The organism is Phreatobacter cathodiphilus (assembly GCF_003008515.1).
Classification (GTDB): Bacteria; Pseudomonadota; Alphaproteobacteria; order Rhizobiales; family Phreatobacteraceae; genus Phreatobacter; species Phreatobacter cathodiphilus.
Map to the genome: position 1 here is coordinate 3,722,493 of NZ_CP027668.1, position 26,133 is coordinate 3,748,625.

The 26,133-nt window shown below is 70.0% G+C and carries 27 protein-coding genes and 1 tRNA gene; 7 read left to right on the top strand and 21 right to left on the bottom strand.

Translation table 11 applies throughout. The annotated features are described in order from the left end of the window. The first annotated feature begins 1 nt into the window (after position 1). The 5 genes from C6569_RS17820 to C6569_RS17840 all read left to right on the top strand — a co-directional run bounded on the left by C6569_RS17820 (position 2) and on the right by C6569_RS17840 (position 3,198). Positions 2–382, top strand: a complete 381-nt coding sequence (locus C6569_RS17820; RefSeq protein ID WP_106750143.1) for an RNA-binding S4 domain-containing protein — start codon at positions 2–4, stop codon at positions 380–382. Positions 383–467: 85 nt separating this feature from the next. Beyond that, the gene (gene metX, locus C6569_RS17825) at positions 468–1,643 is read left to right on the top strand and encodes a homoserine O-acetyltransferase MetX (RefSeq protein ID WP_106750144.1); all 1,176 of its coding nucleotides are present in this window, start codon (positions 468–470) and stop codon (positions 1,641–1,643) included. Next, positions 1,640–2,281, top strand: coding sequence for a methionine biosynthesis protein MetW (metW, locus tag C6569_RS17830; RefSeq protein ID WP_106750145.1), 642 nt, complete (start codon positions 1,640–1,642; stop codon positions 2,279–2,281). The genes metX and metW overlap by 4 nt, the downstream gene beginning before the upstream one ends. A 17-nt stretch (positions 2,282–2,298) precedes the next feature. Beyond that, complete coding sequence (locus C6569_RS17835; protein ID WP_106750146.1) at positions 2,299–2,670, top strand: DUF1304 domain-containing protein; 372 nt, start codon at positions 2,299–2,301, stop codon at positions 2,668–2,670. 186 nt (positions 2,671–2,856) lie between these two features. After that, positions 2,857–3,198, top strand: coding sequence for a four-helix bundle copper-binding protein (locus tag C6569_RS17840; RefSeq protein WP_425440683.1), 342 nt, complete (start codon positions 2,857–2,859; stop codon positions 3,196–3,198). A gap of 42 nt (positions 3,199–3,240) precedes the next feature. Here C6569_RS17840 and C6569_RS17845 read toward each other — a convergent pair whose 3' ends face one another. The 14 genes from C6569_RS17845 to C6569_RS17910 all read right to left on the bottom strand — a co-directional run bounded on the left by C6569_RS17845 (position 3,241) and on the right by C6569_RS17910 (position 18,770). Beyond that, on the bottom strand, positions 3,241–3,510 hold the full coding sequence (locus C6569_RS17845) for a hypothetical protein (protein ID WP_106750147.1): 270 nt from the start codon (positions 3,508–3,510) through the stop codon (positions 3,241–3,243). Positions 3,511–3,585: 75 nt separating this feature from the next. Further along, positions 3,586–4,365 (bottom strand): SDR family oxidoreductase, encoded by a 780-nt coding sequence (locus C6569_RS17850; RefSeq protein WP_106750148.1) that lies wholly within the window; start codon positions 4,363–4,365, stop codon positions 3,586–3,588. A gap of 55 nt (positions 4,366–4,420) precedes the next feature. Further along, complete coding sequence (locus tag C6569_RS17855; RefSeq protein WP_106750149.1) at positions 4,421–7,102, bottom strand: nitrate reductase; 2,682 nt, start codon at positions 7,100–7,102, stop codon at positions 4,421–4,423. 2 nt (positions 7,103–7,104) lie between these two features. Next, positions 7,105–8,313, bottom strand: coding sequence for an NAD(P)/FAD-dependent oxidoreductase (locus C6569_RS17860; RefSeq protein WP_106750150.1), 1,209 nt, complete (start codon positions 8,311–8,313; stop codon positions 7,105–7,107). Positions 8,314–8,324: 11 nt separating this feature from the next. After that, positions 8,325–9,125 carry an ABC transporter ATP-binding protein gene (locus C6569_RS17865; protein ID WP_106750151.1) on the bottom strand — a complete coding sequence of 267 codons (801 nt, stop codon included), beginning with the start codon at positions 9,123–9,125 and terminating at the stop codon, positions 8,325–8,327. Positions 9,126–9,136: 11 nt separating this feature from the next. Continuing rightward, entirely contained in the window at positions 9,137–10,045 is a 909-nt protein-coding gene (ntrB, locus tag C6569_RS17870) for a nitrate ABC transporter permease (RefSeq protein ID WP_245898143.1), read from the bottom strand. 66 nt (positions 10,046–10,111) lie between these two features. Then, positions 10,112–11,437, bottom strand: a complete 1,326-nt coding sequence (locus C6569_RS17875; protein ID WP_106750152.1) for a CmpA/NrtA family ABC transporter substrate-binding protein — start codon at positions 11,435–11,437, stop codon at positions 10,112–10,114. Between the two features lie 392 nt (positions 11,438–11,829). After that, on the bottom strand, positions 11,830–12,987 hold the full coding sequence (locus C6569_RS17880) for a CmpA/NrtA family ABC transporter substrate-binding protein (RefSeq protein ID WP_106750153.1): 1,158 nt from the start codon (positions 12,985–12,987) through the stop codon (positions 11,830–11,832). Further along, a complete protein-coding gene (locus C6569_RS17885) occupies positions 12,984–13,571 on the bottom strand; it encodes an ANTAR domain-containing response regulator (protein ID WP_106750154.1) in 588 nt (195 codons plus the stop codon). The genes C6569_RS17880 and C6569_RS17885 overlap by 4 nt, the downstream gene beginning before the upstream one ends. Positions 13,572–13,636: 65 nt before the next feature. Then, complete coding sequence (locus C6569_RS17890; RefSeq protein ID WP_106750155.1) at positions 13,637–14,389, bottom strand: SDR family NAD(P)-dependent oxidoreductase; 753 nt, start codon at positions 14,387–14,389, stop codon at positions 13,637–13,639. A gap of 39 nt (positions 14,390–14,428) precedes the next feature. Further along, positions 14,429–15,205 (bottom strand): trans-aconitate 2-methyltransferase, encoded by a 777-nt coding sequence (tam, locus tag C6569_RS17895; RefSeq protein ID WP_215905836.1) that lies wholly within the window; start codon positions 15,203–15,205, stop codon positions 14,429–14,431. Positions 15,206–15,263: 58 nt separating this feature from the next. Further along, positions 15,264–16,373, bottom strand: a complete 1,110-nt coding sequence (locus C6569_RS17900; protein ID WP_106750157.1) for a CobW family GTP-binding protein — start codon at positions 16,371–16,373, stop codon at positions 15,264–15,266. Further along, positions 16,363–17,280 (bottom strand): EamA family transporter, encoded by a 918-nt coding sequence (locus tag C6569_RS17905; protein ID WP_106750158.1) that lies wholly within the window; start codon positions 17,278–17,280, stop codon positions 16,363–16,365. The genes C6569_RS17900 and C6569_RS17905 overlap by 11 nt, the downstream gene beginning before the upstream one ends. After that, the gene (locus C6569_RS17910) at positions 17,277–18,770 is read right to left on the bottom strand and encodes a D-alanyl-D-alanine carboxypeptidase family protein (protein WP_106750159.1); all 1,494 of its coding nucleotides are present in this window, start codon (positions 18,768–18,770) and stop codon (positions 17,277–17,279) included. The genes C6569_RS17905 and C6569_RS17910 overlap by 4 nt, the downstream gene beginning before the upstream one ends. A gap of 275 nt (positions 18,771–19,045) precedes the next feature. Between C6569_RS17910 and C6569_RS17915 the strand changes: the two genes are divergently transcribed. Continuing rightward, positions 19,046–20,212, top strand: a complete 1,167-nt coding sequence (locus tag C6569_RS17915) for an acetyl-CoA acetyltransferase (protein WP_106750160.1) — start codon at positions 19,046–19,048, stop codon at positions 20,210–20,212. Between the two features lie 15 nt (positions 20,213–20,227). Here C6569_RS17915 and C6569_RS17920 read toward each other — a convergent pair whose 3' ends face one another. The 6 genes from C6569_RS17920 to C6569_RS17945 form a co-directional block, all read right to left on the bottom strand. Beyond that, a complete protein-coding gene (locus C6569_RS17920; RefSeq protein WP_106750161.1) occupies positions 20,228–21,307 on the bottom strand; it encodes a P1 family peptidase in 1,080 nt (359 codons plus the stop codon). Between the two features lie 65 nt (positions 21,308–21,372). After that, entirely contained in the window at positions 21,373–21,912 is a 540-nt protein-coding gene (gene mog / locus C6569_RS17925; RefSeq protein ID WP_106750162.1) for a molybdopterin adenylyltransferase, read from the bottom strand. Next, the gene (locus tag C6569_RS17930; RefSeq protein ID WP_181313803.1) at positions 21,909–22,508 is read right to left on the bottom strand and encodes a GNAT family N-acetyltransferase; all 600 of its coding nucleotides are present in this window, start codon (positions 22,506–22,508) and stop codon (positions 21,909–21,911) included. The genes mog and C6569_RS17930 overlap by 4 nt, the downstream gene beginning before the upstream one ends. Before the next feature lie 62 nt (positions 22,509–22,570). After that, positions 22,571–23,218: a GNAT family N-acetyltransferase gene (locus tag C6569_RS17935; protein WP_106750164.1), complete on the bottom strand. Its 648-nt coding sequence runs from the start codon at positions 23,216–23,218 to the stop codon at positions 22,571–22,573. 162 nt (positions 23,219–23,380) lie between these two features. Beyond that, the gene (gene rpmA / locus C6569_RS17940) at positions 23,381–23,650 is read right to left on the bottom strand and encodes a 50S ribosomal protein L27 (RefSeq protein ID WP_106750165.1); all 270 of its coding nucleotides are present in this window, start codon (positions 23,648–23,650) and stop codon (positions 23,381–23,383) included. A gap of 70 nt (positions 23,651–23,720) precedes the next feature. Further along, positions 23,721–24,386, bottom strand: coding sequence for a 50S ribosomal protein L21 (locus tag C6569_RS17945; RefSeq protein ID WP_106750166.1), 666 nt, complete (start codon positions 24,384–24,386; stop codon positions 23,721–23,723). A gap of 443 nt (positions 24,387–24,829) precedes the next feature. Here C6569_RS17945 and C6569_RS17950 point away from each other — a divergent pair. Beyond that, positions 24,830–24,919 (top strand) — tRNA-Ser (locus C6569_RS17950). A 112-nt stretch (positions 24,920–25,031) separates the two neighbouring features. On the opposite strand, the gene C6569_RS17955 is transcribed toward C6569_RS17950, so the two are convergent. Then, on the bottom strand, positions 25,032–26,126 hold the full coding sequence (locus C6569_RS17955; RefSeq protein ID WP_106750167.1) for an alkene reductase: 1,095 nt from the start codon (positions 26,124–26,126) through the stop codon (positions 25,032–25,034). Positions 26,127–26,133: the final 7 nt, after the last annotated feature.

The following is a 26,133-nucleotide window of genomic DNA, read 5'->3' on the forward strand; positions in this document are numbered from 1 at the left end:
CTTGGGCGAGGCCGGCAAGCTGAGGATCGACAAGTGGCTGTGGTTCGCCCGCGTCGTGAAGACGCGCAGCGCCGCCGCCACCCTCTGCGAGGACGGCTCGGTCCGGCTCAACGGCACCCGCATCGACCAGGCCCACAAGGCGATCCGGATCGGCGACGTGGTGACCGTGGCGCTCGCCGGCCGCATCAAGGTGCTGAAGGTCGTCTCCCTCGCCGAGCGGCGTGGGCCCTATTCGGAAGCACAGCACATCTACGAGGATCTGTCGCCCGAGCCGCCGCGCTTCGATCCGCCCTCGCCGGTGGCCGAGCGCGAGGCGGGCAGTGGCCGGCCGACAAAGGCCGAGCGACGCGATCTCGATCGGCTGCGGCGCGAGGAGGAGTGAGGCGCTCGCGAATCCGCTTGCCAGAACGGCACTGTTCGGAATAACGAACGCTCTGACTGTCTTTCAAAACGCCAGAACCAGACTCATGGCTCGCCCCCGGCGCATCTCCGACGAACTCGCCCGCCAGCAGGCCGACCAGCCCGCCGGCGAGGTCGCCCGTTTCGGCGTCGACGAACCGCTGCTGCTCGACGCCGGCATCGCGCTGGCGCCCTTCCAGATCGCCTACCGCACCTACGGCACGCTGAACGCCGCCCGGTCCAACGCGATCCTCGTCTGCCATGCCCTGACCGGCGACCAGCATGTGGCGAGCGACAATCCGGTCACCGGCAAGCCCGGCTGGTGGGAGATCATGATCGGGCCGGGCAAGCCGATCGACACCGACCGCTATTTCGTCATTTCCTCCAACGTGCTCGGCGGCTGCATGGGCACGACGGGGCCGGCCTCCACCGATCCCGCCACGGGCAAGCCCTATGGCCTGTCGCTGCCCCTCATCACCATTCCCGACATGGTCAGGGCCCAGGCCATGCTGGTGAAGCGGCTCGGCATCGACACGCTGTTCTCCGTCGTCGGCGGCTCCATGGGCGGCATGCAGGTGCTGCAATGGGCGACGCAGTACCGCGACCGCGTGTTCTCGGCCATGCCCATCGCCACGGCGGCACGCCACTCGGCGCAGAACATCGCCTTCCACGAGGTGGGTCGGCAGGCGATCATGGCCGATCCGGAATGGCGCGGCGGACGCTACCTCGCCGAGGGCGCGCGTCCCTCGGCCGGCCTCGCCGTCGCCCGCATGGCGGCGCACATCACCTATCTCTCCGACGCCGCCCTGCACCGCAAGTTCGGCCGCCGCTTCCAGGACCGCGACGCGCCGACCTTCTCCTTCGACGCCGATTTCCAGGTGGAAAGCTATCTGCGCTACCAGGGCGAGGCCTTCGTCGAGCGCTTCGACGCCAATTCCTATCTCTACGTGACGCGGGCGATGGACTATTTCGACATCGCCGCCGACCACGGAGGATCGCTGGCGAAAGCCTTCGCCGGCACGACGACGCGGTTCTGCGTCGTCTCCTTCACCTCCGACTGGCTGTTCCCCACGGCGGATTCACGCCAGGTGGTCCACGCGCTCAACGCGGCGGGCGCCTCCGTCTCCTTCGCCGAGATCACCTCGGACAAGGGCCACGACGCCTTCCTTTTGGACGAGCCGGAGCTCTTCGCCATCACGCGCGGCTTCCTCGATTCGGCGGCGCGCGCCCGGGGCATCGCATGACGACCGATCTGACCATGGCGGCCGTTCCCGGCCCGATCCGCGCCGACTACCTCGTCGTCTCCCGCCTGATCGCGCCGGGATCGAAGGTGCTGGACGTCGGCTGCGGCGACGGCGGTCTCCTGAAGCTGCTGCGCGACGAGAAGGGCGTCGACGGGCGCGGCATCGAACTGTCGCGCGAGGGCGTCAACCGCTGCGTCGCCGAGGGCCTCGCGGTGATCCAGGGCGACGCCGACACCGACCTCGCCTTCTATCCGGACGATGCCTTCGACGTGGTGATCCTGTCGCAGACCATCCAGGCTACCCGCGCGCCGCGCGTGGTGCTGGAGCACATGCTGCGCATCGGCAAGCAGGCAGTGGTCTCCTTCCCCAATTTCGGGCACTGGCGCCTCAGGCTGCAGCTCGTCACGCGCGGCCGCATGCCGACCTCGGAAAATCTGCCCTACCACTGGTACGACACGCCCAACATCCACTTCTGCACCATCCGCGACTTCGTCGATCTGGTGCGCGAGGTGGAGGCGGTGATCGACCATTCCACCGCCCTCGATGGCTGGGGCCGCGAGGTGCGCGTCAACGCGCCCTGGTGGTTCTGGAATTTCTTCGGCGAACAGGCCGTGTTCAAGCTGCGCGGCAAGCGCTGAGCCCCGGGAGACATCCGATGACGCTGCTCGCCAAGGCCCTCGTCGCGCTGGTGGCCCTGCTCCATGCCGGCTTTCTCGTCATCGAGATGTTCTTCTGGAACACGCCGTTCGGGCGGCGCGCGTTCAACCTGACGCCGGACTTCGCCGCCCAGTCGGCGGTGCTCGCCGCCAACCAGGGCCTCTACAACGGCTTCCTCGCCGCCGGTCTCGTCTGGAGCCTCGTCGCACCGAAGCACCTGGCGGTGCCGCTGCAGATCTTCTTCCTCGGCTGCGTCGTCGTCGCCGGCGTGTTCGGCGCCGCCACGGCCAAGGCGTCGATCCTGTTCATCCAGGCGCTGCCGGCGGCGCTGGCCCTCGCGGCCGTCTGGTGGACCCGCGAGCGGGCCTGAGTCCCACGCCAGACAGACGTGAGGCGGTCCCGAGCGGCCGCGCCACGCTCCATCATCCGTCGCACCTGCGGCCATCTCGCCTGCACTCGTCCGCGCCCGCCCGGCGGCCGATAGGAACCGCGTGCCGCGCTCAGGGGTTGACGCTCACCGGCGCCACGCCTGCCGACTTGCCCCAAGGAGGACGCCATGCATTCCGGACAGACCGAAGCCATGACAACCTGCATCGGGGATTGTCTCGCCTGCTACAGGACCTGCTTGTCCTCGGCCATGGGCCATTGCCTGGAGGCGGGTGGCAAACACGTCGAGAAAGCCCATTTCACGCTGATGATGGCGTGCGCCGAGATCTGCCGCACCTCCGCTCACTTCATGCTGATCGGCACGCCGCATCACAAGCATACCTGCGCCGAATGCGCGGAGATCTGCACCGAGTGCGCCGATGACTGCGAGCGGTTGGGCGGCATGGACGATTGTGTCGCGGCCTGCCGGCGCTGTGCGGAGAGCTGCCGTCGGATGGCGTCCACCCATTGACGAGAAGGCCGCCACCCGATGGGGCGGCGGCCCTTTTGCCCGTCAGATGCCCGTGGGGCGCGTCTGGCGCTGACGCGAGGCGCCGCCCTGGCTGTCCTGATTCGTTGCGTCGACATCCTGCGGGTCGCGGAGCAGGTCCTCCTCGGCCTGGCCCCAGCCGCCGTTCTCGTGTGGGAAGCCGCCCTGTTGCTGGCCGCTGCCGCCGCCCTGGTTCTGCTGGGACTGGTTCTGCCGAGGCTGGTTCGGCTGCGCCTGATCGAAACGCGGCGCGTCCTTGGCCGAGCGGCCGTCGTCACGTGAGCCGTTGGTCATCGCGGATCCTCCTTGCCGAGCCCCCCATGGAGGAACCGGCCGGCCCGGCCGAGGTTCCCGCGCGGTCGAGGCCGCTCAATAGGTCCCGGGATATTGGCCGCCGTCGACCAGCAGGCTCTGCCCGGTGATGAACCCGGCATGGGCCGAGCAGAGGAAGGCGATGGTGGCGCCGATCTCCGCCGCTTCGCCATAGCGGCCGGCGGGGTTCTGGGCGGCGCGCTCGGCCCAGATCTCGGCGTAAGGCCGCCCGGTCATGGCGCTGAGCTTCTCGACATGATGCTTCTGGGCGTCGGTGGCGACGATGCCGGGCAGCACGTTGTTGATGGTGACGCCGCGCCCGACGGTCTGGCGGGAGAGGCCCGCCACGAAGCCGACGAGGCCGGAGCGGGCGCCGTTGGACAGGCCCATCTCGGCCTGCGGGCTCTTCACCGAGCGCGAGACGATGTTGACGATGCGGCCGAAGCCGCGCGCCATCATGCCGTCCACCGTCGCCTTCATCAGGTCGATGGGGGCGAGCATCATGGCGTCGAGGGCGGCGATCCAGTCCTCCCGCGACCACGCCCGGAAGTCGCCGGGCGGCATGCCGTCGGCATTGGTGACGAGAATATCGGGTGCCGGGCAGGCGGAAACCAGCCGCGCCCGGTCGGCGGGAAGGGTGACGTCGCCAGCGACGGTCGCGACCGGAACGCCGAAGCGGGCGCGGATCTCGGCGGCCGCCGCGTCCAGCCGCTCGGGATTGCGCGCGAAGAGGATGAGCGCGACACCTTCGGCCGCCAGCATCTCCGCCGCGGCGCGGCCCATGCCGCGGCTGCCGCCGCAGACGATGGCCGATCTGCCCTTCAGTCCCAGGTCCATGGCGGGGTGATAGGATGCGGCGCGGCCTTTGTCTCGTCCCGCCGGCGCCGGCCGCTCATGCGGGAACGGGGCTCCTCGCCTGCAGGATCTTGCGGATCTCCGAGCGGCATGAACCGCAATTGGTGCCGGCCTTCGTAGCGCGGCCGACGGCGTCGACATCGCCGGCCCCCGCCGCGATGGCCGCGGCGACGGCGGTGAGGCCGACGGAGAAACAGGCGCAGAGCGTCGGGCCGGGATCGGGCAGGCCGTCGGCCGGTCGGCCGGACAGCAGCGCGCGCCGGGTGGCCGGGTCGAGGGTCGGGCGGGCGAAGAGCCCCTCGACGGCGCTCCAGGCGGCGCGGGCGCCGGGCCCGATGAAGACCACCGCCTCCAGCGCCTCGCCGCGGTAGGCGGCCGCCCGGTAGAGCCCGCGGGCGGGATCGCAGACCTCCGCGATGGTGCCGTCCTCGCCCGCGAGGCGGCGGATCAGCGCCGGCGCATCCGGGGGTTCCGTTGCGGCGAAGAGCAGCCCCGCCCCGCCGGCCACGGCGACCTTCGTCCAGATCAGACCCTCCGGAGCCTCGGCGGCACCACGGGCGACGAGGAAGCCGTCGGTCGCGACCTCCACGCGCGACACCGACACCGGCGTCGCCTTCATCTCCGGCTGGCCGGAGAAGGGGTCGGTCGCCGCCTGGACCAGCGCGCCGATCCGCGCCGCGGCAGCGGTCTCTCCAGTCCAGTGGATCGGAGCGAAGACCTCGCCGCGGGCCTGGCCCGGATCGAGCGTGACGCGCAGCCGCGCCGCCCCGTGGGCGGTGTCGAGCCGCGCCACGTCTCCCTCGCAAAGGCCGAGGTGGGCGGCATCGCTCGGATGGAGGGCGAGGAGGGGTTCGGGGCTGTGGCGGCCAAGGGTCGGCGCCTTCCCCGTCCGCGTCATGGTATGCCACTGGTCGCGCAGGCGCCCCGTATTGAGCAGGAGGGGCCGCCGGGCGTCCGGGCTCTCGGCGAGGACCGGCGAGGCGATGGCGACGAGACGGGCGCGCCGGTCCGCGGTGAAGAAGCCGCCGGCGGCGAAGAAGCGCGTCTCGGTGCGGTCGCCCGGCCTGCGCACCGGCCACTGCACCGGCTGGAGAGCTTCGTAATCGGCATCGGACAGGCCGGCGAGGCCGGAGAGGTCGAAGTCGCGCGTGCCGCGGTTCTCGAAGGCCGAGAGCGCCGCGTGTTCGCGGAAGACGGCCGCGGGTCCGGTCCAGGAGAAGGCCTCGCCGAAGCCGAGCCGCCGGGCGACGCCGGCGATGATCCACCAGTCGGGCCTTGCTTCGCCCGGCAGCGCCAGGAAGGGCCGCTGACGGGTGATGCGGCGTTCGGAATTGGTGACCGTGCCGTCCTTCTCGCCCCAGGCGGCGGCCGGCAGGAGGATATGCGCCCCCGCGTTCACCGTGTCGTTGGACAGCATGTTCTCGGAAACGACGAGCAGATCGAGCCCGGCCATGGCGCGACGCACGTGATCGGCACGCGGCATGCTGGCGGCCGGGTTGGTGCCCATGACCCAGAGCGCCCTGATCGCGCCGCGGGCGACGGCGTCGAACATCTGCACGGCTTTCAAGCCCTCGCGCTCGGCCATGCGCGGCGCGCCCCAGAAGCGGCGGACGCGATCGATGTCGCTGGCGGTGAAGCCCATATGGGCGGCGAGCATGTTGGCGAGGCCGCCGACCTCCCGCCCGCCCATGGCGTTGGGCTGGCCGGTGAGCGAGAAGGGCCCCATGCCCGGCCGCCCGATGCGACCGGTGGCGAGATGCACGTTGAGGATGGCGGAGACCTTGTCGGTGCCCTGGGCCGACTGGTTGACGCCCTGGCTGTAGAGCGTCACCGCCCTCCCGGTCGCCGCGAACCAGGCGAAGAGCCGCGCCACGTCGTCCGCGGGCAGGCCCGTCGCGGCCGCCGTGGCCGCAAGGGTCGGGGCGATCTCGCGGGCGCGGACCAGCGCCTCGTCGAACCCGGTCGTGTGGGCGGCGAGCCAGGCCTCGTCCAGCCCGCCGGTATCCGCCAGGTTGACCAGGAGCCCCGCGAAGAGCACGGCGTCGGTGCCCGGCCGGATCTGCAGCACCAGATCGGCCTCGGCCGCGGTCGCGGTGCGGCGCGGGTCGACGACGACGATGCGGGCGCCGCGCGCCTGCTGGTTCGCCACCATGCGCTGCCAAAGGATCGGGTGACACCAGGCGGCGTTGGAGCCGACAAGGACGAGGAGGTCGGCCTCGTCGAGGTCCTCGTAGGTGCCCGGCACGGTGTCGGAGCCGAAGGCGCGGCGATGACCGGCGACTGAGGAGGCCATGCACAGGCGCGAATTGGTATCGACGTTGGCGGTGCCGACGAAGCCCTTCATCAGCTTGTTGGCGACGTAATAGTCCTCGGTCAGGAGTTGGCCCGAGAGATAGAGCGCGGTCGCATCAGGCCCGCCCTCCCGGATGGCGTGCTGGAACCCCTCGGCGACGCCATCCAGCGCCGTGTCCCAGGACACACGTTCCATGCTGCCGGACCGCGTCCGCATCATCGGATGGAGAAGGCGGCCCTCGAGGTCGAGCGTCTCGCCGAGGGCCGAACCCTTGACGCAGAGCCGGCCGCGATTGGCGGGATGAGCCGGATCGCCGGCGATGGTGACGCCGCCGCCGGCATCGACGCCGGCGAGGACGCCGCAGCCGACGCCGCAATAGGGGCAGGCCGTGGCGACCGGGCGGGGCAGAGGCGATTGTGCCGTCATGGTCAGGCGGCCTCCGCCAGGGCGCGGCCGAAGATGAGGCCGTCGCGCAGGGCCCCGAGGGGACGGCCGGAACGGATGAGGTCGAGATACCAGGGCCCGTCGCCGGTCTCGCCGTAGAGCAGGGCGCCAGCGAGGGCGCCGCCGCGCAGCACCAGCTTGCGGTAGGTGCCGAGGGCCGGATCGCGCCAGATCACGGTCTCGGCGCCCGGCCCGCCCTCGAAGTCCCCGGCGGAGAAGACGGGGATGCCGGAAACCTTGAGGTTGGTGGCCAGCACCGTGCCCTCGTAGGTCGCGGGCCGGCCGGACAGGTTCCGGGCGAGCGCGGCGGCCTGCTGCAGGGCCGGCTCCACCAGGCCGTAGCAGATGCCACGATGCTCGGCGCATTCGCCGATGGCGTGGATGGCGGGATCGGATGTGGCGAGACGGTCGTCGACGAGGACGCCGCGGCCGGTGGCGAGCCCCGCCTCGCGGGCCAGGGTGGCGTTGGGCCGGATGCCGACGGCGCAGACCACGAGGTCGGCGGGAAGCAGCCGGCCGTCGGAGAGGCGGAGACCCGTGACGTGCCCGTCGCCCTCCACCGCGGCGGTGTCGGCACCGAGTTCGACCGTAATGCCGCGCGCCGCCAGCGCCGCCTTCAAGAGGGCCGCGGCCTCGGCGTCGAGCTGGCGCTCCATCAGCCGGTCCATCAGATGGACGAGGGTGACCCGCGTGCCACTGGCGGCGAGGCCCGAGGCCGCCTCGATGCCGAGGAGGCCGCCGCCGATCACCACGGCCCGCCGCGCCGGACCCGCGGCGGCCAGCATGGCGTCGACGTCGGCATGGTCGCGGAAGGTGACGACGCCGGGCAAGTCCATGCCGGGCTTGGGCAGGCGAATCGGATCGGAGCCGGTGGCGAGCACGAGCTGCGCGTAGGGCAGGCGAGCGCCGTCCTCCAGCACGACCTGGCGGTTATCCCGGTCGACGGCGACGGCGCGGCGGCCGTAGACGAGGGTGACGCCCTGGCGCTCCCACCATGTCAGAGGCTTCAGCTCGGTCTCCTCGCGGGCCATCTCGCCTGCGAGAACGGAGGAGAGCAGGACGCGGTTGTAGGCGAGATGCGGCTCCGCCCCGACGACGAGGATGGAATAGCGGCCGAGCGCCACCCGCCCGAGCTCCTCGACGAGCCGCGCGGCGGCCATGCCGTTGCCGATGACGACGAGCGGTTCGGACATGGCCGCGTCCGTCAGGCCGCTTCGACGAAGGCGTGGCGCTCGTAGAGGAACTTCAGCACGGCCTCGCGGGCCTTGATGTAGGTGGTGTTGGTGACGAGTTCGAGCCGCTTGCGCGGGCGCGGCAGCGAGACCTCGAGGATCTCGCCGATGGTGGCCGAGGGCCCGTTGGTCATCATGATGATCCTGTCGGAGAGGAGGACGGCCTCGTCCACATCGTGGGTGATCATGATCATCGTGTTCTTCAGCGAGGCATGAATCTGCATCACCGAGTCCTGGAGATGGGCGCGGGTGAGGGCGTCCAGCGCCCCGAAGGGCTCGTCGAGCAGCAGCACCTTCGGCTCCATGGCCAGCGCCCGGGCGATGCCGACGCGCTGCTTCATGCCGCCGGAAATTTCGGCGGGGCGGCGGTCCTTGGCATGGGTCATGTGGACGAGGTCGAGCTTGTGCAGCGTCCAGTCGTGCCGTTCGGCCCGCGACTTGGTCGCGCTGAAGACCTTGTCCACCGCCATGCGGACATTGTCGTAGACGGTCAGCCAGGGCAGCAGCGAGTGGTTCTGGAAGACGACGGCGCGGTCGGGGCCGGGCGCGTTCACCTCCTTGTTGTCGAGCAGCACGCCGCCGGAGGTCGCCGGGGTGAGGCCGGCGATGATGTTGAGCAGGGTCGACTTGCCGCAACCGGAATGGCCGATGATGGAGACGAACTCGCCCTTGTCGATGCCGACGTGGATTCGCGAGAGGACGTTGTTGGAGGTGCCGCCGCGGGTGAAGGTCTTGTCGACGCCGTCGATCTGCAGATAGGGGGCCTGTTTCATCGCAGCGCTCCTCAGTTCGCGGCCGTGCCGCGGGTGACGATGGTCGCGAGCGCGGCGATCAGGCGGTCGAGGACGAAGCCGACCAGGCCGATATAGACGAGCGCGACGATGATGTCGGAGAGCTTGGAGGAGTTCCACGCGTCCCAGATGAAGAAGCCGATGCCGATCCCGCCGGTGAGCATCTCGGCGGCGACGATGGCGAGCCAGGCGAGGCCGACGCCGATCCTCAGGCCCGTGAAGATGTAGGGCGCCGCGGAGGGCAGCATGATCTTCCAGAAGAACTCGATCTGGTTCAGCCGCAGCACGGCGGCGACGTTGCGATAGTCCTGCGGGATGTTGCGGATGCCGACCGAGGTGTTGATCAGGATCGGCCAGATCGCCGTGATGAAGATGACGAAGATGGCGCTGGGATTAGCGTCGCGGAAGGCAGCGAGCGAGATCGGCAGCCAGGCCAGCGGCGGCACCGTGCGCAGCACCTGGAAGATCGGATCGAGGCCGCGCATGGCCCATGTCGACTGGCCGACGATGGTGCCGACGACGATGCCGACGATCGCAGCGAGACCGAAGCCGATGGCGACGCGTTGCAGCGAGGTCATGACGCGCCAGCCCAGCCCCATGTCCTGGCTGCCGGCGACGAAGAAGGGATCGAGGATCAGGTCGCTTGCATCGCGCCAGACCTGGCTCGGCGAGGGCAGGGTGGCACCCGAGCCGGAGCAGAGGATCTCCCAGACGAGCAGGATCAGCGCCAGGGTCAGGAGGGGTGGCACCACTGCGCTCGTGACGGCGACGAGCCGCGGCGTCAGCCGCTCCAGCCGGCTCGGCGCAAGGGCGGGCGACAGGGCCACCACCTCCGCCTTGGGCGGCGGCTCTGCGGCGACATCGGGCATGGTGTCGACGGCTCTCAATGCGGGTCGGGACATGAGCGCTCTCTTGCCGGAGGTGGGGAGCCGCCCGGCATCCGGGCGGCAGGGTGGTGACGGGGGCCGTCAGACCTGGGCGCGCTTGATCTTGAGCGCGCGCAGATAGGCCTGCGGGTCGGCGGGATCGAACTTCACGCCGTCGAAGAAGGTCTCGACGCCGCGGCTGTCGGAGGTCGGGACGCCAGCGACGCCGAGGGTCTTGGCGGCGGCGAGCCAGAGGTCCGAGCGGTTGGTCTTGTCGACGAGCGCCTTGATGTCGGTGTTCGGCTCGAATTTGCCCCAGCGGATGTTCTCGGTGACGAACCAGCTGTCGAGGCTCTTCCAGGGATAGGAGACGGCGCCGCCCTCGCCCCAGAACTTCATGCGCAGCGGCGAATCCGACACCTTGCGGCCGTGGCCGTAATTGATGTTGCCCTTGAGGCGTCCGTTGATGTCGTTGACGGGCACGTTGAACCACTGGCGGCGGCCGACGATCTGCGCCAGCTCCTCCTTGTTCTCCATCTTCTCGCACCACTGCTGGGCTTCCATCACCGCCATGAGGATGGCCTGGGTCGCCTTCGGATGGGCGTCGACCCAGTCGGCGCGCATGCCGAGGATCTTCTCGGGGTGCTTGAACCAGAGCTCGCCGGTGGTGATGGCGGTGTAGCCGATGTTCTGGTTGACGAGCTGCTCGTTCCACGGCTCGCCGACGCAGAAGCAGTCCATGGTGCCGACCTTCATGTTCGCCACCATCTGAGGCGGCGGCACGACGATCACCTTGATGTCGCTGTCCGGATCGATGCCGCCGGCGGCGAGCCAGTAGCGGATCCACAGATCGTGGGTGCCGCCCGGGAAGGTCATGGCGGCGGTGAGCTCCTTGCCCTGCGCCTTCTTGCGCTCGAAGGCGGCCTTCAGCGGCGAGGAATCCTTCTGAATCGCCAGATCCTTGTACTCGTTGGAAATCGAGATCGACTGGCCGTCCTCGTTGAGGTTGAGGAGGGTGTACATCGGCAGCGACTGGCCGTTCTGCATCACCTTGCCGGTGGTATAGAGATGGACCTTGGGCCTGAGGATGTGGCCGCCGTCGATGCCGTTGGCCTTGGTGCCTAGGGCCATGTTGTCGCGCGTCGCGCCCCAGGACGCCTGTTTGGCGATGTCCATGTCGGGCACGCCGTGCTTGGCGTAAAAGCCCTTCTCCTTGGCGATGATGAGCGGCGCGGCGTCGGTGAGGGCGATGTAGCCGAGCTTGGTGCCCTTCACCTCGGGACCCGCTCCTTGCGCGAAGGCGCCGGCCGGCAGGGCGGCCTTGGCGGCGGCAAAGAGCGCGGCGGTCGCGGCGGTCTGCTTCAGAAAGGCGCGGCGGCTGGTGCGGCCGGCGGCAGCGGGGGACTTGGCCTGGAAGGTCGTTGTCATCGTCGGGTCCCGGTTAAGGTCAGGTGGCAGGTTCATGATCGGCCGCGCAGACCGCGGCTCTGTTCGTTCCTCAAAGGCCGCCCGGCTGGTTCCGGGCACAAAAAAACCGCCGACAAAGGTCCTGTCGTCACCATGTCTTCCCTTGGGGAAGACGGCACGTCGGACTTCTGTCAGCGGCGTTGCTGATGGACCCTGCGCTGGGTCCGGTGGCGGCCCTGCGGCCACTCTCGCCACAAAGGCATTCAAGCCCCGTGCCAAGTGCGTTTCGGTCCGGAAAGGCGGGATTGTGGGCGCTCCGCGGCCGGTCGCCGGGCGGCCGGAGCCTGGAAACGTTCGAAACGGCGGCAGCGGCGCGGCGTGGCTGCCGATTCGTTGTGCAGCGCAAACTTCGCTCAGCCGCGCGACTTCGGCAGGCCCCGGGCGTCGAAACGGGCGAGATAGCCGGCGAGATCGGCGGGATCGAAGGCCGGTTCGAGAATGCTGCCGATCGGGTCGGCATCGGCCGCCGCACCGTCCCCTCCCACCGCCGCGTCGAAGAGGTCGGTGCGGATGAGGGCGGCGATGCGGGCCGCCGCGCCGGGGTCGAGCCGCGTCTGGCCCCAGCGCACCATCTGAGCGTAGAGCCAGGCATAGCGGCCAGCGTCCGGGCGGGCGGCGCCGGGCACGTCGTAGCGAATGAAGTCCGGTACCGAACGGGAGGGACCGCCGGGGGTGAAGATCAGCCGGCCCTCGATGGTGCGCAGCACCAGCGGGGCGGCGACGCTGAGATAATGCGGCGCCGAGAGCATGGCCGCGAGTTCGAGGGCATTGCCCGGGTCGGCGCACCAGGCCGCCCCCTTGGCCGTGGCGGCGACGATGGCGCGCAGCGTGCCGGCATCACCCGCCGCCAGCGTGTCGCCGATCACCAGCGTCTTCTCGGGGATCCGCGAGAACAGGGCCGAACTCGGCGCGAGAATGTGGCCGACGCCGCGGTCGACGGCCACCGAGTTCCAGGGCGAGCCGACGCAGAAGCCGTCGATGAGGCCCTTTTCCAGCGAGCCCGCCATGAGAGGCGGCGGAATGACCACGAGCTGGACGTCGCGGTCCGGATCGATTCCGCCGGCGGCGAGATAGGCGCGCAGGATGTAGTTGTGGGTGGAGTAGGGGAAGGTCGACGCGAAAACCGGGGGGCTGAGGCCAGCGCTCTCGCGGCGCTTGATGGCGGCGGCGAAGAGCGGCAGGGCCGCGACGGGGTCCTCGGGAAGCTCGCCCAGTTCGCGCACGAAGGCGGCCGACAGAGTGATGGCGTTGCCGTTGAGGGCGAGCGTCACCGGCGCGATCATCGGAACCTTGACGTGGCCGATGCCGAGCGCGCTTGCCAGCGCCAGGGGGGTGAGCATATGGGCGGCGTCGAACAGGCCGATGGAGAGCTTGTCGCGGATGTTGGCCCAGGAGACCTCGCGGACGAGATCGAAGGACAGGCCCTCCTCGGCGGCAAAACCGCGCTCGTGGGCGGCGATGAGCGGCGCTGCGTCGGTGAGCGGGATGAAGCCGATGGTGATCCGTTTCATCCCAGCATCTCCAGTCCGGTAACCACCGCCTGGGCAATGTCGGCGAGCTTCTTCTTCTCGTTCATGGCGCGGCGGCGCAGCAGCGTATAGGCCTCGTCCTCCGAAATGCCCTTGTGGCGCATCAGCAGGCCCTTGGCCTTCTCGACGATCTTGCGCTCCTCCAGCGCCGACAGCGCCTGGTCGAGCTCGTTCTGCAGCCTGGCGAAGGCCTGGAAGCGGGCGACGCACATGTCGAGGATCGACTTCACCCGCTCCTTCTTCAGCCCGTCGACCACATAGGCCGAGACGCCCGCCTCGATCGCCTTGTTGATCATGCCGGTGTCGGACTGGTCGACGAACATGGCGACCGGCCGCTTCACCAGCCGCGAGACCTGAAAGAGCTGTTCCAGCACGTCGCGCGAGGGGTTTTCGAGGTCGATGACGACAACGTCCGGGTCGGTGGCGTAGAGGCGGGCGAGAAGGTTGGTCATCTCGTCGATATGCACGATGCGGGAATAGCCCGCGTCGCGCAGCCCCTCCTCGATGATGGCGGCGCGGGAGCGGCTCTCGTCGACGATGGCGATGGTGAGACTGAGGTCACTCAGGGGCGGAACTCCGTCGGCGGACTTCGCTCATGGTGCACCGCACAAGGAAAGCCGGCAAGGGCCCTTCAGTAAACGGCGCGGCCGCCCGAAATGTCGAAGACGGCGCCGGTCGAGAAGGCGCAGTCCTCGGAGGAAAGCCAGGCGATCATGGCGGCGGCTTCCTCGACCTGGAGGAAGCGGTTCATCGGGATCTTCGAGAGCATGAAGTCGATGTGCTCCTGTTTCATCTGGTCGAAGATCTCGGTCTTCGCCGCCGCCGGGGTGATGCAGTTGACGAGGATGCCGGAGGTGGCGAGCTCCTTCGCCAGCGACTTGGTGAGGCCGATCAGGCCCGCCTTCGACGCCGAATAGTGCGAGGCGTTGGGGTTGCCGTCCTTGCCGGCGATGGAGGCGATGTTGACGATGCGCCCGTAGCCGGCCTTCAGCATCACCGGCACCACGGCGCGGCAGGTGAGATAGGGCCCGACGAGATTGACCTCGACGACGCGGCGCCAGACGTCCGGGGCGAGCTCCCAGGTCTTGCCGTTGCCGCCGGTGATGCCGGCATTGTTGACGAGGATGGCGATGGAGCCGTGGGCGGCGGCGGTGGCATCGGTCGCGGCCTGGACGGAGGCCTCGTCGGTGAGTTCGACGACATGGGTGGAGACGCGGCCCTTGGCCTTCAGCTTGCCCTCGGCCTCCGCGAGCCTCGCCGCATCGACGTCCCAGAGCGCGACGGCGGCTCCGGAGTCGAGCATGCGCTCGGCGGCGGCGAAGCCGATGCCGCGCGCCCCTCCGGTGATGACGGCGGTGCGGCCGGCGAGATCGATGCGGTTCATGGGTGTTTCCTCGGGAGTGTCTTGTCGTTGAAGGCTGGGTCAGCGCGTGGCGACGATGAAGAGGCGGGGGAAGGCGAGCAGCACCTTGCCCTCGGCATCGGCCGGATAGTGGGGAGCGAGCGCCGCGCGATAGGCGGCGAGATAGGCCTCGCGTTCGGCGGGATCGAGAGGGCCGAGATAGCTGCGCAGCCGCGAGCCCTTGAACCACTCGACGATGCCGTCGATGCCGTCGAGCGGGTGGTGATAGACGGTGCGCCACACGTCCACCCGCGCCGCATGGGGCTTGAGGAGGCGGTAGTAGTCGCCCGCCGCGGCGATCGGCGTGTGCGATGCCTCGGCCTCGGCCAGCTTCGCGGCCCAGGGCCCGGCAGCCGCCGCGTCGCGCATCCCGACGTGGCTCGGCTCGTCGAGATTGTCCGGCATCTGGAGTGCCAGGCTGCCGCCCTCCGGCAGCAGGTGGAGGAGCCGCGGCAGGATGGTCTCGTGGCCGGCGATCCACTGGAACACGGCATTGGAATAGATGACGTCGACGGGGGCGGCGGGGTCGGGCCGCCAGGTCGTGAGGTCGGCGACCTCGAAGGAGATGCCGCGCAGCCGCGCCCGCGCGTTGGTGATCATGTCGGGGGAGGAATCGATCCCCATGATCTCCGCCCTGGGATAGGTCTTCAGCAGCAGTTCGGTGGTGTTGCCGGGGCCGCAGCCGAGATCGACGACGCGGCGCGGCTCGCGCGTCGGCACCGCCGCCAGGAGATCGCGGGCGGGGCGCGTCCGCTCGTCCTCGAACTTGACGTATTGCTTCGCCGACCAGTCCATGATGACCGCCTCCCGCCCCAGTCGATCACCGGACCGGGCGGCGGGCAAGAGCGCGGCCGCGTCAGAATCGAATGCCGGGAATGGCGAGGGGGTTGTCGGTCAGCGCCGCCCTGTCGGGCTGGTCGGGACGGGCGATGCCGAGGAAGGCGTCGTGCAGCGCCTGGATCACCGCCGGGTCCATGTCCTTCAGGATGAAGACGATGCGCGTGCGGGCGTCGCCGTCCGGCCAGGAATCGAGCACGGTTGTGGGGTGGAAGACGTGCTGGGCGCCGTGGACGACCACGGGCCGGTCGGGGAACTCGGCGATCTTCACCACGCCCTTGACGCGCAGCAGGTGCGGGCCGTGGGCGCCGCGCAGCAGCTCGAGGAACATGTCGAAGGCGGCCGAGCCCATGGCCTGGTCGCTGGTCAGGGCGAAGGCGCGGATGCCGTCGTCATGGGTGTGGGAGCCGTCGGCGCCGGCGAGGGCCTCCTCGTTGAGCCAGCGGGCGACGTCGACGATCTTGGTGACCGGGTCGGTGAGGCCGGCGGCGAGCACCTCCGCGGCGCTGGCCTCGCCTTTCGCGGCGTCGAGCCTGCGGGCGGCGGGGGCGAGCTGCGCCAGGCGGGTCATCAGCCGGTCGAAGCTCTCGCGGGCCGGCCCATCGGTGATGAGGTCGGTCTTGGTGACGACGATGCGGTCGGCCACCGCCGCCTGCCGCACCGCTTCCGGATGGGCATCGAGGGTGGCGAGGCCGTTGATCGCGTCGACGACGGTGATCACCGCGTCCAGCCGGTAGCGCAGCACGAGATAGGGGTGCGCCATCAACGTGTGGATGACGGGGATCGGGTCGGCGAGGCCGGTGGTCTCGATGACCACGCGGCTGAAGGGGTCGATCCGGCCGTTGTCGACGGCGCGCAGGAGGTCTTCCAGCGCCGCCACCAGATCGCCGCGGACCGAGCAGCAGACGCAGCCCGAGGAGAGCATGACGATGCCGTCCTCGACGGTGCGCACCAGCAGGTGGTCGAGGCCGATCTCGCCGAACTCGTTGATGAGCACGGCGGTGTCCTTCATCCCCTCGTCGGCGAGCAGCCGGTTGAGGAGCGTCGTCTTGCCGGCGCCGAGAAACCCCGTCAGCACGGTGACGGGAACGGGCGGGCGGGGCCGGCGGGGTGCGGGTTCAGCGGACATCGGAGGGTGCGGCGGCGGCAAGGGCGGACGGGGTCTCGCGCTTCAGTTCCGCCAGGGAGGAGGCGACGAGGGCGGCGAGCACGAGGAGGCTCCCCACCATCTGGGCACCGCCGAGCGTTTCGCCAAGGATCAGGCCGGCGAAGATGATCGCGACGACCGGCTCGAGGCAGAAGACGAGGCCGATGAGAGCGGCGGGGGCGCGCCGCGCCGCGACCATCTGCAGGGCGAAGCCGAGGAGATAGCCGGCGACCGTCATGGCGCTGGCGAACCAGGCATGGCCGATGGCGCCCCAGCCGATGCCGCCGAGGAGCAGCGCGGCCGTCCCGGCGATGGGCATGATGACGATGTGGGACCAGAACATCAGCAGGGCCGGCGGAGCCTGCCGCCCGGCGCGCGCAGCCATGAAGAACTGCCAGGCGGCGAGCATGCTGGCGAGGGCGGCGAGCGCGATGCCGCGGATGTCGATGCCGCCGAGACCGGGGCCGATGGCGATGGCGAGGCCGGTGAAGGCGAGAGCGAAGACGCCGAGGCGGTGCAGCGTGAGCCGGCCGCCCTCGACGAAAGGGCTCGCCAGCAGGATGAGCAGGGGAAACGTGTAGAAGATGATCGCCGCGATGCCGATAGGCACGAAGGAGACGGCGAAGAAATAGGCGAGGCCGACACCCGCCGAGGCGACGCCGAGGGCGAGGACGGCGGGGCGTCCGGCGCGAGGGATGGCGAGGCTGCGGCCGCGCAGCGCCACCAGGATACCGACGGCGCCGAGCATGAGGAAGACGCGCAGGAAGACGAGGTCTGCCGCCGACACGCCCTGCTGCGTCGCCATGCGCGCATAGACGATGTTGATGCCGTAGGCGGTGGCCGAGGCGAGCGCCGCCGCGATGCCGAGGGCGACCGGGGAGAGGGTCACCTGCGCTCGCGCGGACGCTGCTGGCGGGGGGCCTGACGCGTGGCGGTCACAGCGGCGGCACGGCCCTGCCGCGCGGCCGGACGGGCGGCGGGGCTGGCGGGCGTATTGCCGGCACGCGGAGGGGCGGCGGCGGGGCGCTCCGGCGGCAGGGCGCCGTTGAGCATCATCGGCGCGCCGATGGCGCCGTGGCGGACGGAGGGTTCGGCGGCAGGAGCGCCGCGGCGGATGGCGCCGTGGGTGGGCGCCACGACGGCCGCCGCCGCGGGGGCGGCGGGGACGATGACGGTGCCGGGGCTGGTCGAGGCGGGGAGCGTCACGCTCTGTGAGCCGGTGGAGGCGAGGGCGGGGGCGGGGTTCGCCATCGGTCCGGCGCCGCCGATGGAGACCGGAACCGGATCCATGGTGGGGCGATAGGGGCCGAGCAGCGAGACCACCGCACCGGGCATGGCGGCGAGGGCGCCGGCCGGACGGCCCGGGCGACCCTGTCGCTGCTGCGAGGCGGCCATCATCTGCGCATAGGTGAGATTGCCGGGATCGGTGGGGGCGGCGGCGGCTGGCTCGTTGTCGAGCTCCTCGCCGGCCTCGATGTAGACGGGGCCGCGGCCGCGGCGGCGGCAGGCCTGGTCGCGGATGTTCGGCGGCGCGGAGGACAGGTCGTTGGCGATGCCGTCGAGGCCGACGCCCGAGCCGCCGGAGACGAAATGGCGCTCGAACAGGCCGGCGGCGGTCTCGGCCCGGCCGCGCGCCGAGGTGGCGCCGAGGACGACGACGATCAGCTTGCGGCCGCCGCGGGTGGCGGTGGCCACAACGTTGAAGCCGGAGGCGCAGGTGAAGCCGGTCTTGAACCCGTCGGCGCCCTGGTAGCGGCCGATGAGGTGGTTGGGGTTGCGCATGACGCGGTTGCCGAAGCGGATCGCCGGCATGCGCCAGAGCAGCGAGTGCTCGGGGAATTCGCGCATCATGGCATAGGCGAGCAAGGCCATGTCGCGGGCGGTGGTCTGCTGGCCGGCGCCGGGCAGACCGTTGGGGTTGATGAAGCGCGTGCCGCTCATGCCGAGGCGGCGGGCCTCGGCGTTCATCATGGCCGCGAAGTTCTCGACCGACCCGCCCAGGCCCTCGGCGATGGTCACCGAGACGTCGTTGGCCGACTTGACCATGATCATCTTCAGCGCATTGTCGAGCGTCACTACCGTGCCGGGCCGGAAGCCCATCTTGGAGGGGGCCGAGCGGAAGGCGCGCTGGGACACGACGAGGCCGGTGTTCATGGTGGCGCGGCCGGCGCGGACCTGTCGCAGGGCGACATAGGTCGTCATCATCTTGGTGAGGGAAGCCGGCAGCCAGGCGGCTCCACCCCTGTCGGACTGCAGCACCTGGCCGGTGGCGGCGTCGACGACGATGGTCGGGCCCACCTGCTGGGCGGCGGCCGTGGTGACGCCGGCGAAGATCGCGAGGGCGCCGGCAAGACAAGGGATGCTGATCCGCAAGAGCATGGCCTTTTGGGAATGGCGCCGCGACCTTCGCCCTGTTTACCCGCTTCGGGCGCGCTTCGCCAAGGGCGAAGACGGCCGGGCGAGGGGACCGGATCCGCGGCGGGTCGTCGTTGATCTGCCTTCGCCGCGAAGAACAACCTCAACGCGGCCAAAGCATGGCGACAGCCCTGCCGGGCGCGAGGGCCTTGTCCGCCATGCGCCGGACGGAGGATGGCGAAAGGCCGGCCGCCCGCCTATTGTGTAACGACACCTCATCAGTTCCGGGAACCGCCACCATGACCGCCTGCATCGTCGGCTGGGCTCACACCGCCTTCGGCAAGCTCGAGACCGAAACCGTCGAAAGCCTGATCATCCGCGTGGCGAACGAGGCGCTCGACAATGCCGGCATCGGACCGGACGACGTCGACGAGATCCTGCTCGGCCATTTCAACGCCGGCTTCTCGCCCCAGGACTTCACCGCCTCGCTGGTGCTGCAGGCCGATCCGCGCCTGCGCTTCAAGCCGGCGACGCGCGTCGAGAACGCCTGCGCCACCGGCTCGGCCGCCGTGCACCAGGCGGTGCGCGCGGTGAAGGCGGGCGATGCCCGCGTCGTGCTGGTCGTCGGCGTCGAGCAGATGACGAAGACGCCCGGCCCCGAGATCGGCAAGAACCTCTTGAAGGCCTCCTACCTGCCCGAGGACGGCGACACGCCGGCGGGCTTCGCGGGCGTCTTCGGCAAGATCGCCCACAATTATTTCCAGCGCTGGGGCGACCAGTCCGACGCCCTCGCCATGATCGCGGCGAAGAACCACAAGAACGGCGTCGAGAACCCCTATGCGCAGATGCGCAAGGATTTCGGCTTCGACTTCTGCCGCACCGAGAGCGAGAAGAACCCCTTCGTCGCGGGTCCCCTGAAGCGCACCGACTGCTCGCTGGTCTCCGACGGCGCGGCGGCGCTCGTCATCACCGATACCGCCACCGCGCTCAAGATGAAGAAGGCCGTCGCTTTTCGCGGCCAGGCCCATGTGCAGGACTTCCTGCCCATGTCGAAGCGCGACATCCTGAAGTTCGAGGGCTGCACCAAGGCCTGGGGCAAGGCGCTGGCTGAGGCCGGCGTCGAGCTCTCCGACCTCTCCTTCGTCGAGACCCACGACTGCTTCACGGTCGCCGAGCTGATCGAATACGAGGCGATGGGCCTCACCGCCGAGGGTCAGGGCGCCCGCGCCATCCTCGAGGGCTGGACGCAGAAGGACGGCAAGCTGCCGGTGAACCCTTCCGGCGGCCTGAAGGCCAAGGGCCATCCGATCGGCGCCACCGGCGTCTCCATGCACGTGCTCTCGTCCATGCAGCTGATGGGCGAGGCCGGCGGCATCCAGGTGAAGGACGCGAAGCTCGGCGGCATCTTCAACATGGGCGGCGCCGCGGTGGCGAACTACGTCAGCGTGCTGGAGCGCCTACGCTGAGGTGCAGGCCGTTCCTCAGAACTCGGCCGCCGATGGCACGGCCGGCACGCCCGCCCCCGACACCATCCTCGCCGCCAGCACGGCGCGGATGACCGCCGCCGCGGTCACCTGAGCGGCGATGGCGCCGAGCGCCATCATGTTGCCGGTCACGCCGCTCTTACCCGTGGCGACGCAGAACATGGTGTCGCCGTCCCACATGGTGTGGATCGGGTCGATGGTGCGGGCAAGGCCGTCATGGCTCTGCTGGGCGATCTTGGTTGCCTGCGCCTTGGTCAACTGGGCGTCGGTGGCGACGATGCCGATGGTCGTCGCCATGCCCGCCTGGAGGGCCGGCGGGAGCTCGCCGCGCAGAATCGCCTGGGTCAGGCCGAGGCGCCGGCGGCCGTCTTCCGTGCGGGTGCCGGCGATCACCTCGCCGGAGCGCGGATCGATGACGTCGCCGACCGCGTTGACCGCCACCAGGGCGCCGACCGTCACCTTGCCCACCTTCACCGACGCCGTGCCGATGCCGCCCTTCATGGCGCGGGCGAGACCATAGGCCTTGCCGACGGTCGCTCCGGTCCCCGCGCCGACGGATCCCTCGGCAGGCGCCTCGGCCGTGGCGGCGGCGCAGGCCCGGTAGCCGGCCTCGGCGTCCGGCCGGATGCGGTGGTCGCCCATGCCGAGGTCGAAGAGGATCGCCGCCGGTACGATCGGCACGCGGGCGGGGCCGGCAGGAAAGCCGATGCCCTTCTCCTCCAGCCACCGCACCACCCCCGTCGCAGCCTCGAGGCCGAAGGCACTGCCGCCCGACAGCATGACCGCGTGGACGCGGTCGACGAGGTTGGTCGGGTTCAGCAGGTCGGTCTCACGCGTGCCCGGCGCTGCGCCGCGGACGTCCACACCTGCCGTCGCGCCCTCCTCGGCGAGAAGGACGGTGCAGCCGGTGGGCCGACGGGTGTCGGTGAAGTGGCCGATCTTCACGCCCGCCACGTCGGTGATCGCGCCGCCGAGGGGCGGAACGCGCCCCGCCTGAGCCTGCGCCGACGCGGGCCTCGCGAAGGCGGAGAGCGCCCCGAGGCCGAAGAGAGCTGCGGTCGCGTCGCGACGGTCCATGGATCATTCTCCCGTGGTGGTGGGAGAGAGGCTAGACCGGCCACCCGGCGCCGTGAAGGCCGCCGTCACGCCCCCTTCGGCCGGAAGGCGACGCAATGGGCCGGGTTGGTCTCCAGCCGCGGCCCCTCGATGAGGTCGATGCAATAGGGAATGGCCGGCATCACCGCGTCGAGACATTCGCGGATGGACGAGGGCTTGCCCGGCAGGTTGACGATGAGCGAGCGGCCGCGGATGCCGGCCGTCTGCCGCGACAGGATGGCGGTGGGCACCACCTTCAGGCTTACCTGCCGCATCAGCTCGCCGAAGCCGGGCATCATCTTCTCGCACACCGCTTCCGTCGCCTCGGGCGTCACGTCGCGGACGGCCGGACCGGTGCCCCCGGTGGTGAGGATGAGCGGGCAGGCCTCGACGTCGGCGAGTTCGACCAGCGCCGCCGCGATGGCGTCGCGCTCGTCGGGGATGACGCGGGCGATCGGGTGCCAGGGCGAGGCGAGGAGATCGGTCAGCGCCGCGACGATGCCGGGGCCGCCCTTGTCCTCGTAGACGCCGCGGCTGGCGCGATCCGACACGGTGACGACGCCGATGGGGATGGACGGGGTGCTCATACGCCTCCCTTAGCGCTCGCGGGCGCAAGGCTCAACGCCGCGAAGGCCTCGCGCGTCAGTTCCATCTCCACATGGGAGACCGTCGCGCCGCGCGCCTTGCTGGCGCGCGACGAAAGGCCGGTCCGCACGAAGCCGGTCTTCTCGTGCACCCGGAGCGAGCCCGGATTGTCCTCGAAGGCTCCGGCCTTGAGGAGGTCGACGGCCGGGTCGCGGAAGGCGAGGCCCGCCATGGCCAAAACCGCCTCGGTGGCGAAGCCGCGGCCCCAATAGGGCTTGCCGAGCCACCAGCCGATGGTCGCAGCCCTCCCCTGACGGGTGAAGGTGATCATGCCGATGAAGGCGTGGGGCTCGCGCAGCCGTGCGAGCGCGAGCGCCAGCGAATCGCCCGCCAGATTGGAGGCGATGGCGTCGCCGATGAAGGCCGAGGCATGGGCCTCCGTATAAGGGTGGGGAACCGCGACCAGCATGCGGGCGACGTCGATGTCGCCGGCATAGAGGGCGAGACGCGGCACGTCCGCGAAGGTCGGCTGGCGCAGAACGAGCCGCCGCGTCGCCAGCGGAACGGCATCGAGCCAGGGAGAGGGATCGGCGGACAACACGACCTCCGTGGTGCGCCCGCCGGTATGGAACCGGCGGGCCGTCCGGCAAGGGCTGGGGCTCAGGAGCGCTCGCCGATGAGGACCTTCGGCGCCGAGCGCCTCAGGATCGGGTCGCGCCAGGCCTTGAGGCTGGCCCAGAGTGTGCGGTCGAGGCGGAACTTGTCGACCGGCACCGAGCTTGCCAGCAGCCGGGAGCGGGTGAGGCCCGCGCCGATCCACTGGAAGCCGCATTTCTCGATGACGCGCCGGGAGGCCGGATTGACGACCCGGGCGCGGGCCGCCACGGCCTCGGCGCCGCGGTCGGTGAACAGATGGTCGACGACGGCGCGGGCGGCCTCCGTCGCGTAGCCGCGGCCCCAATGGGCGGTGCCCAGCCAGTAGCCGATTTCGGGATCGCCGAGTTCGGGCATCACGAAGCCCGTCGCGCCGACGAGCGCGCCGTTGGTCTTCAGGGTGATGAGAAGGGGATGGTCCTGGGAGGTCCAGGCGTTGGCGATCCACGTCTCCGCGTCTTTCGCCGCATAGGGATGGGGGAGATTGGCCGTCATCTCGGCAATCCGTCGGTCATTGGCCAGCGCCACGACCGCCGGGACGTCCTCGAAACGCGGCACACGGAGAACCAGCCGCTCCGTCTCGAGGACGGGCATACAGCTCTCCAGCAATTCGCCGCCGCAGCGGCCTTCCAGCTCGGTTTCCAGGGCAGTCATGGCAGGTTCCTTCCCTTGCCTGTGGCCGGGCCTGGAACCATTTCCAGGACCGAAAGAAAAAGGGGCGCCGGCTGTCTCGCCTGGCGCCCCTTGATCCTCGATCCTTCGATCAGCGGAGCGGCCTGGCGAACTCGCCGGCGGCTCCGATGTCGGTGCCGCCTGTTACTCTGCGGCGGCAATCATCGGAACAACCGACACGTAGGTACGGTTATTCGCTTTCGTTCGGAATTCTACGCGGCCGTCGACGGTCGCGAAGAGCGTGTGGTCCTTGCCGAGCCCGACATTGGTGCCGGGATGGAACTTGGTGCCGCGCTGGCGCACGAGGATGTTCCCCGAGACGACCGACTGGCCGCCGAAGCGCTTCACGCCGAGACGCTGTGCATTCGAATCGCGACCGTTCCGAGACGAGCCGCCTGCTTTTTTGTGAGCCATGAGGAGCTCCCGATTCCGTTATGTCTTATAAGACGTCTGATTCACGAAGATGGCAACAGCAGGACGCCGCTTACCAGTCCTCACCGGATTTCTGCTCGGCCTGATCGGCCTTGGCCCGCGGCGGCTTGCCCGCCAGCAGTTCCTTGGCCTGCTCGACCCATTCCTCACGCTTGGCGCGGCCACGGAGCGCGAGCTCCTTGTCCTTCGCCTCGAGGTCGGCCTCGCTCCAGGAGGCGATCTGCTCCCAGGAGGTGATGCCGGCGGCGCGCAGCTTCTTCTCGATCGTCGGGCCGATGCCGGCGATCAGCGACAGGTTGGACGAGTCCAGGCCGCCGGCGGCGGGCATGGCGGCGATGCCCTGGGGCTTGGCCTCGGCGGCCGGAGTGACCTTCTTCGGAGCGGCGGCCTTGGAGGGCTTGGCGCCGTCGACCAGGATCTCGGAGATGCGGACGATCGTCAGATCCTGGCGATGGCCCTTCTTGCGCTTGGAATTCTGGCGGCGGCGCTTGCGGAAAGAAATGGTCTTGGGGCCGCGGGCCTGGCGGACGATCTCGGCCGAAACCGAGGCGCCGGCCACGAAGGGCGCGCCGATGGTGATGCCGGCGTCGCCGCCGACCATGAGGACTTCGGGGAACACGACCACGTCGCCGGCTTCGGCTTCGAGCTTCTCGATGGTGATCGTGTCGGAGGCGGCAACCTTGTACTGTTTGCCGCCGGTCTTGATGACTGCGTACATCGTCTTCGTCCTTGTCTCGACGGGACCTGGCAAACCCCGGAAGGGCTCGGCCGGCCGTCTTCTTGTTTGGTCTTGCCGCCCCTGGCGGAGCGGTTGGTCTCAATTCCGGAGCACGGCGCCGCCCGCAGGCATGGGCAGGCTGAACCTCCAAGAGGCGGCTCAATGATGGATAAGGCGACGAGAGTCAAGGAAAACCCTGCATCGAAGGGGCTTTTTCTCAGTCGCTCGGCCGCCATCGCAGGCCGTGCGACACCGGCGCCGCCCCTCCCCTGCCCCTCCCGCGGCCGGTACCGGGCAGACCGGCGCGTGCCCGCGGCGCGGCCGGGGCGGCCGGAATTCGTCGCGACGGGCAAGGGAGCGCTTGAATGCGCCGCCCCGTTCCGCTATGTCGCGCTTCGCTTCAACAGCCGGCGGTGGTTCTCGTCCATCGCCCATGCGACCGCGGAGAGGTGGCTGAGTGGTTGAAAGCACCGCACTCGAAATGCGGCATACGGGCAACCGTATCGGGGGTTCGAATCCCTCCCTCTCCGCCAATCGCCGCTGAGCGCGTCGACCCGACTGCCTTCGACGAGTGACTTGCCCCGACATTCACCCTGACGGCCGGGGTACACGGTCGCCCCCGTGGGGCGACCGTGGGAGAGACCCTCACGCCGCGTCGGCGAGCGCCGGATAGTCGACATAGCCCTTCTCGCCGCCGCCATAGAGCGTGGCGCGGTCGAGCTCGTTCAGCGGCCCATCGCGGCGCAGGCGCTCCACCAGGTCCGGATTGGCGATGAAGGCCTTGCCGAAGGCGACGAGGTCGGCCTTGCCGTCACGCACCGCCTCGATGGCGAGGTCGCGGGTATAGCCGTTGTTGGCGATATAGGCGCCCGAGAAGGACTTGCGCAGCGCCACCCAGTCGAAGGGCACGTTGTCGCGCGGGCCGCCGGTCGCGCCCTCCACCACGTGGATGAAGGCGATGCCGCGCTTCGACAGCTCCGAGACGAAGAGGCCGAAGACCTGGGCCGGATCGGAGGTCACCGTATCGTTGGCCGGGCTGACCGGCGACAGGCGGATGCCGAGGCGGGTCTTGGGGAAGACCTTGAGGATGGCGTCGACCACTTCGAGGCCGAAGCGCACGCGGTTCTCGGCCGAGCCGCCATAGGCGTCCTGCCGCTGGTTGGCGCCGTCCTTCAGGAACTGGTCGATGAGATAGCCGTTGGCGCCGTGGATCTCGACGCCGTCGAAGCCGGCCTTCAGGGCGTTGGCGGCGGCATCGGCATATTCGCCGACGACGCCCGGAATCTCGTCGAGCGTCAGGGCGCGCGGCGGCGTCACGTCGGCGAAGCCGCCGGCGATATAGGTCTTCGACTTGGCGGCGATGGCGGAGGGGGCCACCGGCGCGCCGCCGTTCAGGAGCGATTCGTGCGAGACGCGGCCGACATGCCAGATCTGGGCGAACATGCGCCCGCCGGCGGCATGGACCGTGTCGGTGACGGTCTTCCAGCCGGCGATCTGGGCCGGGCTGTAGAGACCGGGGGTCTGCAGATAGCCCTGGCCCTGGGGCGAGACCTGGGTGCCCTCGGAGATGATGAGGCCGGCACTGGCGCGCTGGCGGTAATAGGTGGCGGTGAGCGCGTTCGCCGCGTCGGTACCGGGCGTCGCGCGGTTGCGGGTGAGCGGCGCCATGACGATGCGGTTGGGCAGCGTCAGGTCGCCGAGGGTGAAGGGCTGGAACAGCGGGCTCGGATCCTGGCTCATGGGGCGT

Bases quoted from the DNA above. Each gene is read 5' to 3' on its own strand.
- metX (WP_106750144.1), top strand. From the start codon at position 468: ATGGCTCGCCCCCGGCGCATCTCCGACGAACTCGCCCGCCAGCAGGCC.
- metW (WP_106750145.1), top strand. From the start codon at position 1,640: ATGACGACCGATCTGACCATGGCGGCCGTTCCCGGCCCGATCCGCGCC.
- C6569_RS17835 (WP_106750146.1), top strand. From the start codon at position 2,299: ATGACGCTGCTCGCCAAGGCCCTCGTCGCGCTGGTGGCCCTGCTCCAT.
- C6569_RS17840 (WP_425440683.1), top strand. From the start codon at position 2,857: ATGCATTCCGGACAGACCGAAGCCATGACAACCTGCATCGGGGATTGT.
- C6569_RS17845 (WP_106750147.1), bottom strand. From the start codon at position 3,510: ATGACCAACGGCTCACGTGACGACGGCCGCTCGGCCAAGGACGCGCCG.
- C6569_RS17850 (WP_106750148.1), bottom strand. From the start codon at position 4,365: ATGGACCTGGGACTGAAGGGCAGATCGGCCATCGTCTGCGGCGGCAGC.
- C6569_RS17855 (WP_106750149.1), bottom strand. From the start codon at position 7,102: ATGACGGCACAATCGCCTCTGCCCCGCCCGGTCGCCACGGCCTGCCCC.
- C6569_RS17860 (WP_106750150.1), bottom strand. From the start codon at position 8,313: ATGTCCGAACCGCTCGTCGTCATCGGCAACGGCATGGCCGCCGCGCGG.
- C6569_RS17865 (WP_106750151.1), bottom strand. From the start codon at position 9,125: ATGAAACAGGCCCCCTATCTGCAGATCGACGGCGTCGACAAGACCTTC.
- ntrB (WP_245898143.1), bottom strand. From the start codon at position 10,045: ATGTCCCGACCCGCATTGAGAGCCGTCGACACCATGCCCGATGTCGCC.
- C6569_RS17875 (WP_106750152.1), bottom strand. From the start codon at position 11,437: ATGACAACGACCTTCCAGGCCAAGTCCCCCGCTGCCGCCGGCCGCACC.
- C6569_RS17880 (WP_106750153.1), bottom strand. From the start codon at position 12,987: ATGAAACGGATCACCATCGGCTTCATCCCGCTCACCGACGCAGCGCCG.
- C6569_RS17890 (WP_106750155.1), bottom strand. From the start codon at position 14,389: ATGAACCGCATCGATCTCGCCGGCCGCACCGCCGTCATCACCGGAGGG.
- C6569_RS17900 (WP_106750157.1), bottom strand. From the start codon at position 16,373: ATGTCCGCTGAACCCGCACCCCGCCGGCCCCGCCCGCCCGTTCCCGTC.
- C6569_RS17910 (WP_106750159.1), bottom strand. From the start codon at position 18,770: ATGCTCTTGCGGATCAGCATCCCTTGTCTTGCCGGCGCCCTCGCGATC.
- C6569_RS17915 (WP_106750160.1), top strand. From the start codon at position 19,046: ATGACCGCCTGCATCGTCGGCTGGGCTCACACCGCCTTCGGCAAGCTC.
- C6569_RS17920 (WP_106750161.1), bottom strand. From the start codon at position 21,307: ATGGACCGTCGCGACGCGACCGCAGCTCTCTTCGGCCTCGGGGCGCTC.
- mog (WP_106750162.1), bottom strand. From the start codon at position 21,912: ATGAGCACCCCGTCCATCCCCATCGGCGTCGTCACCGTGTCGGATCGC.
- C6569_RS17935 (WP_106750164.1), bottom strand. From the start codon at position 23,218: ATGACTGCCCTGGAAACCGAGCTGGAAGGCCGCTGCGGCGGCGAATTG.
- rpmA (WP_106750165.1), bottom strand. From the start codon at position 23,650: ATGGCTCACAAAAAAGCAGGCGGCTCGTCTCGGAACGGTCGCGATTCG.
- C6569_RS17945 (WP_106750166.1), bottom strand. From the start codon at position 24,386: ATGTACGCAGTCATCAAGACCGGCGGCAAACAGTACAAGGTTGCCGCC.
- C6569_RS17955 (WP_106750167.1), bottom strand. From the start codon at position 26,126: ATGAGCCAGGATCCGAGCCCGCTGTTCCAGCCCTTCACCCTCGGCGAC.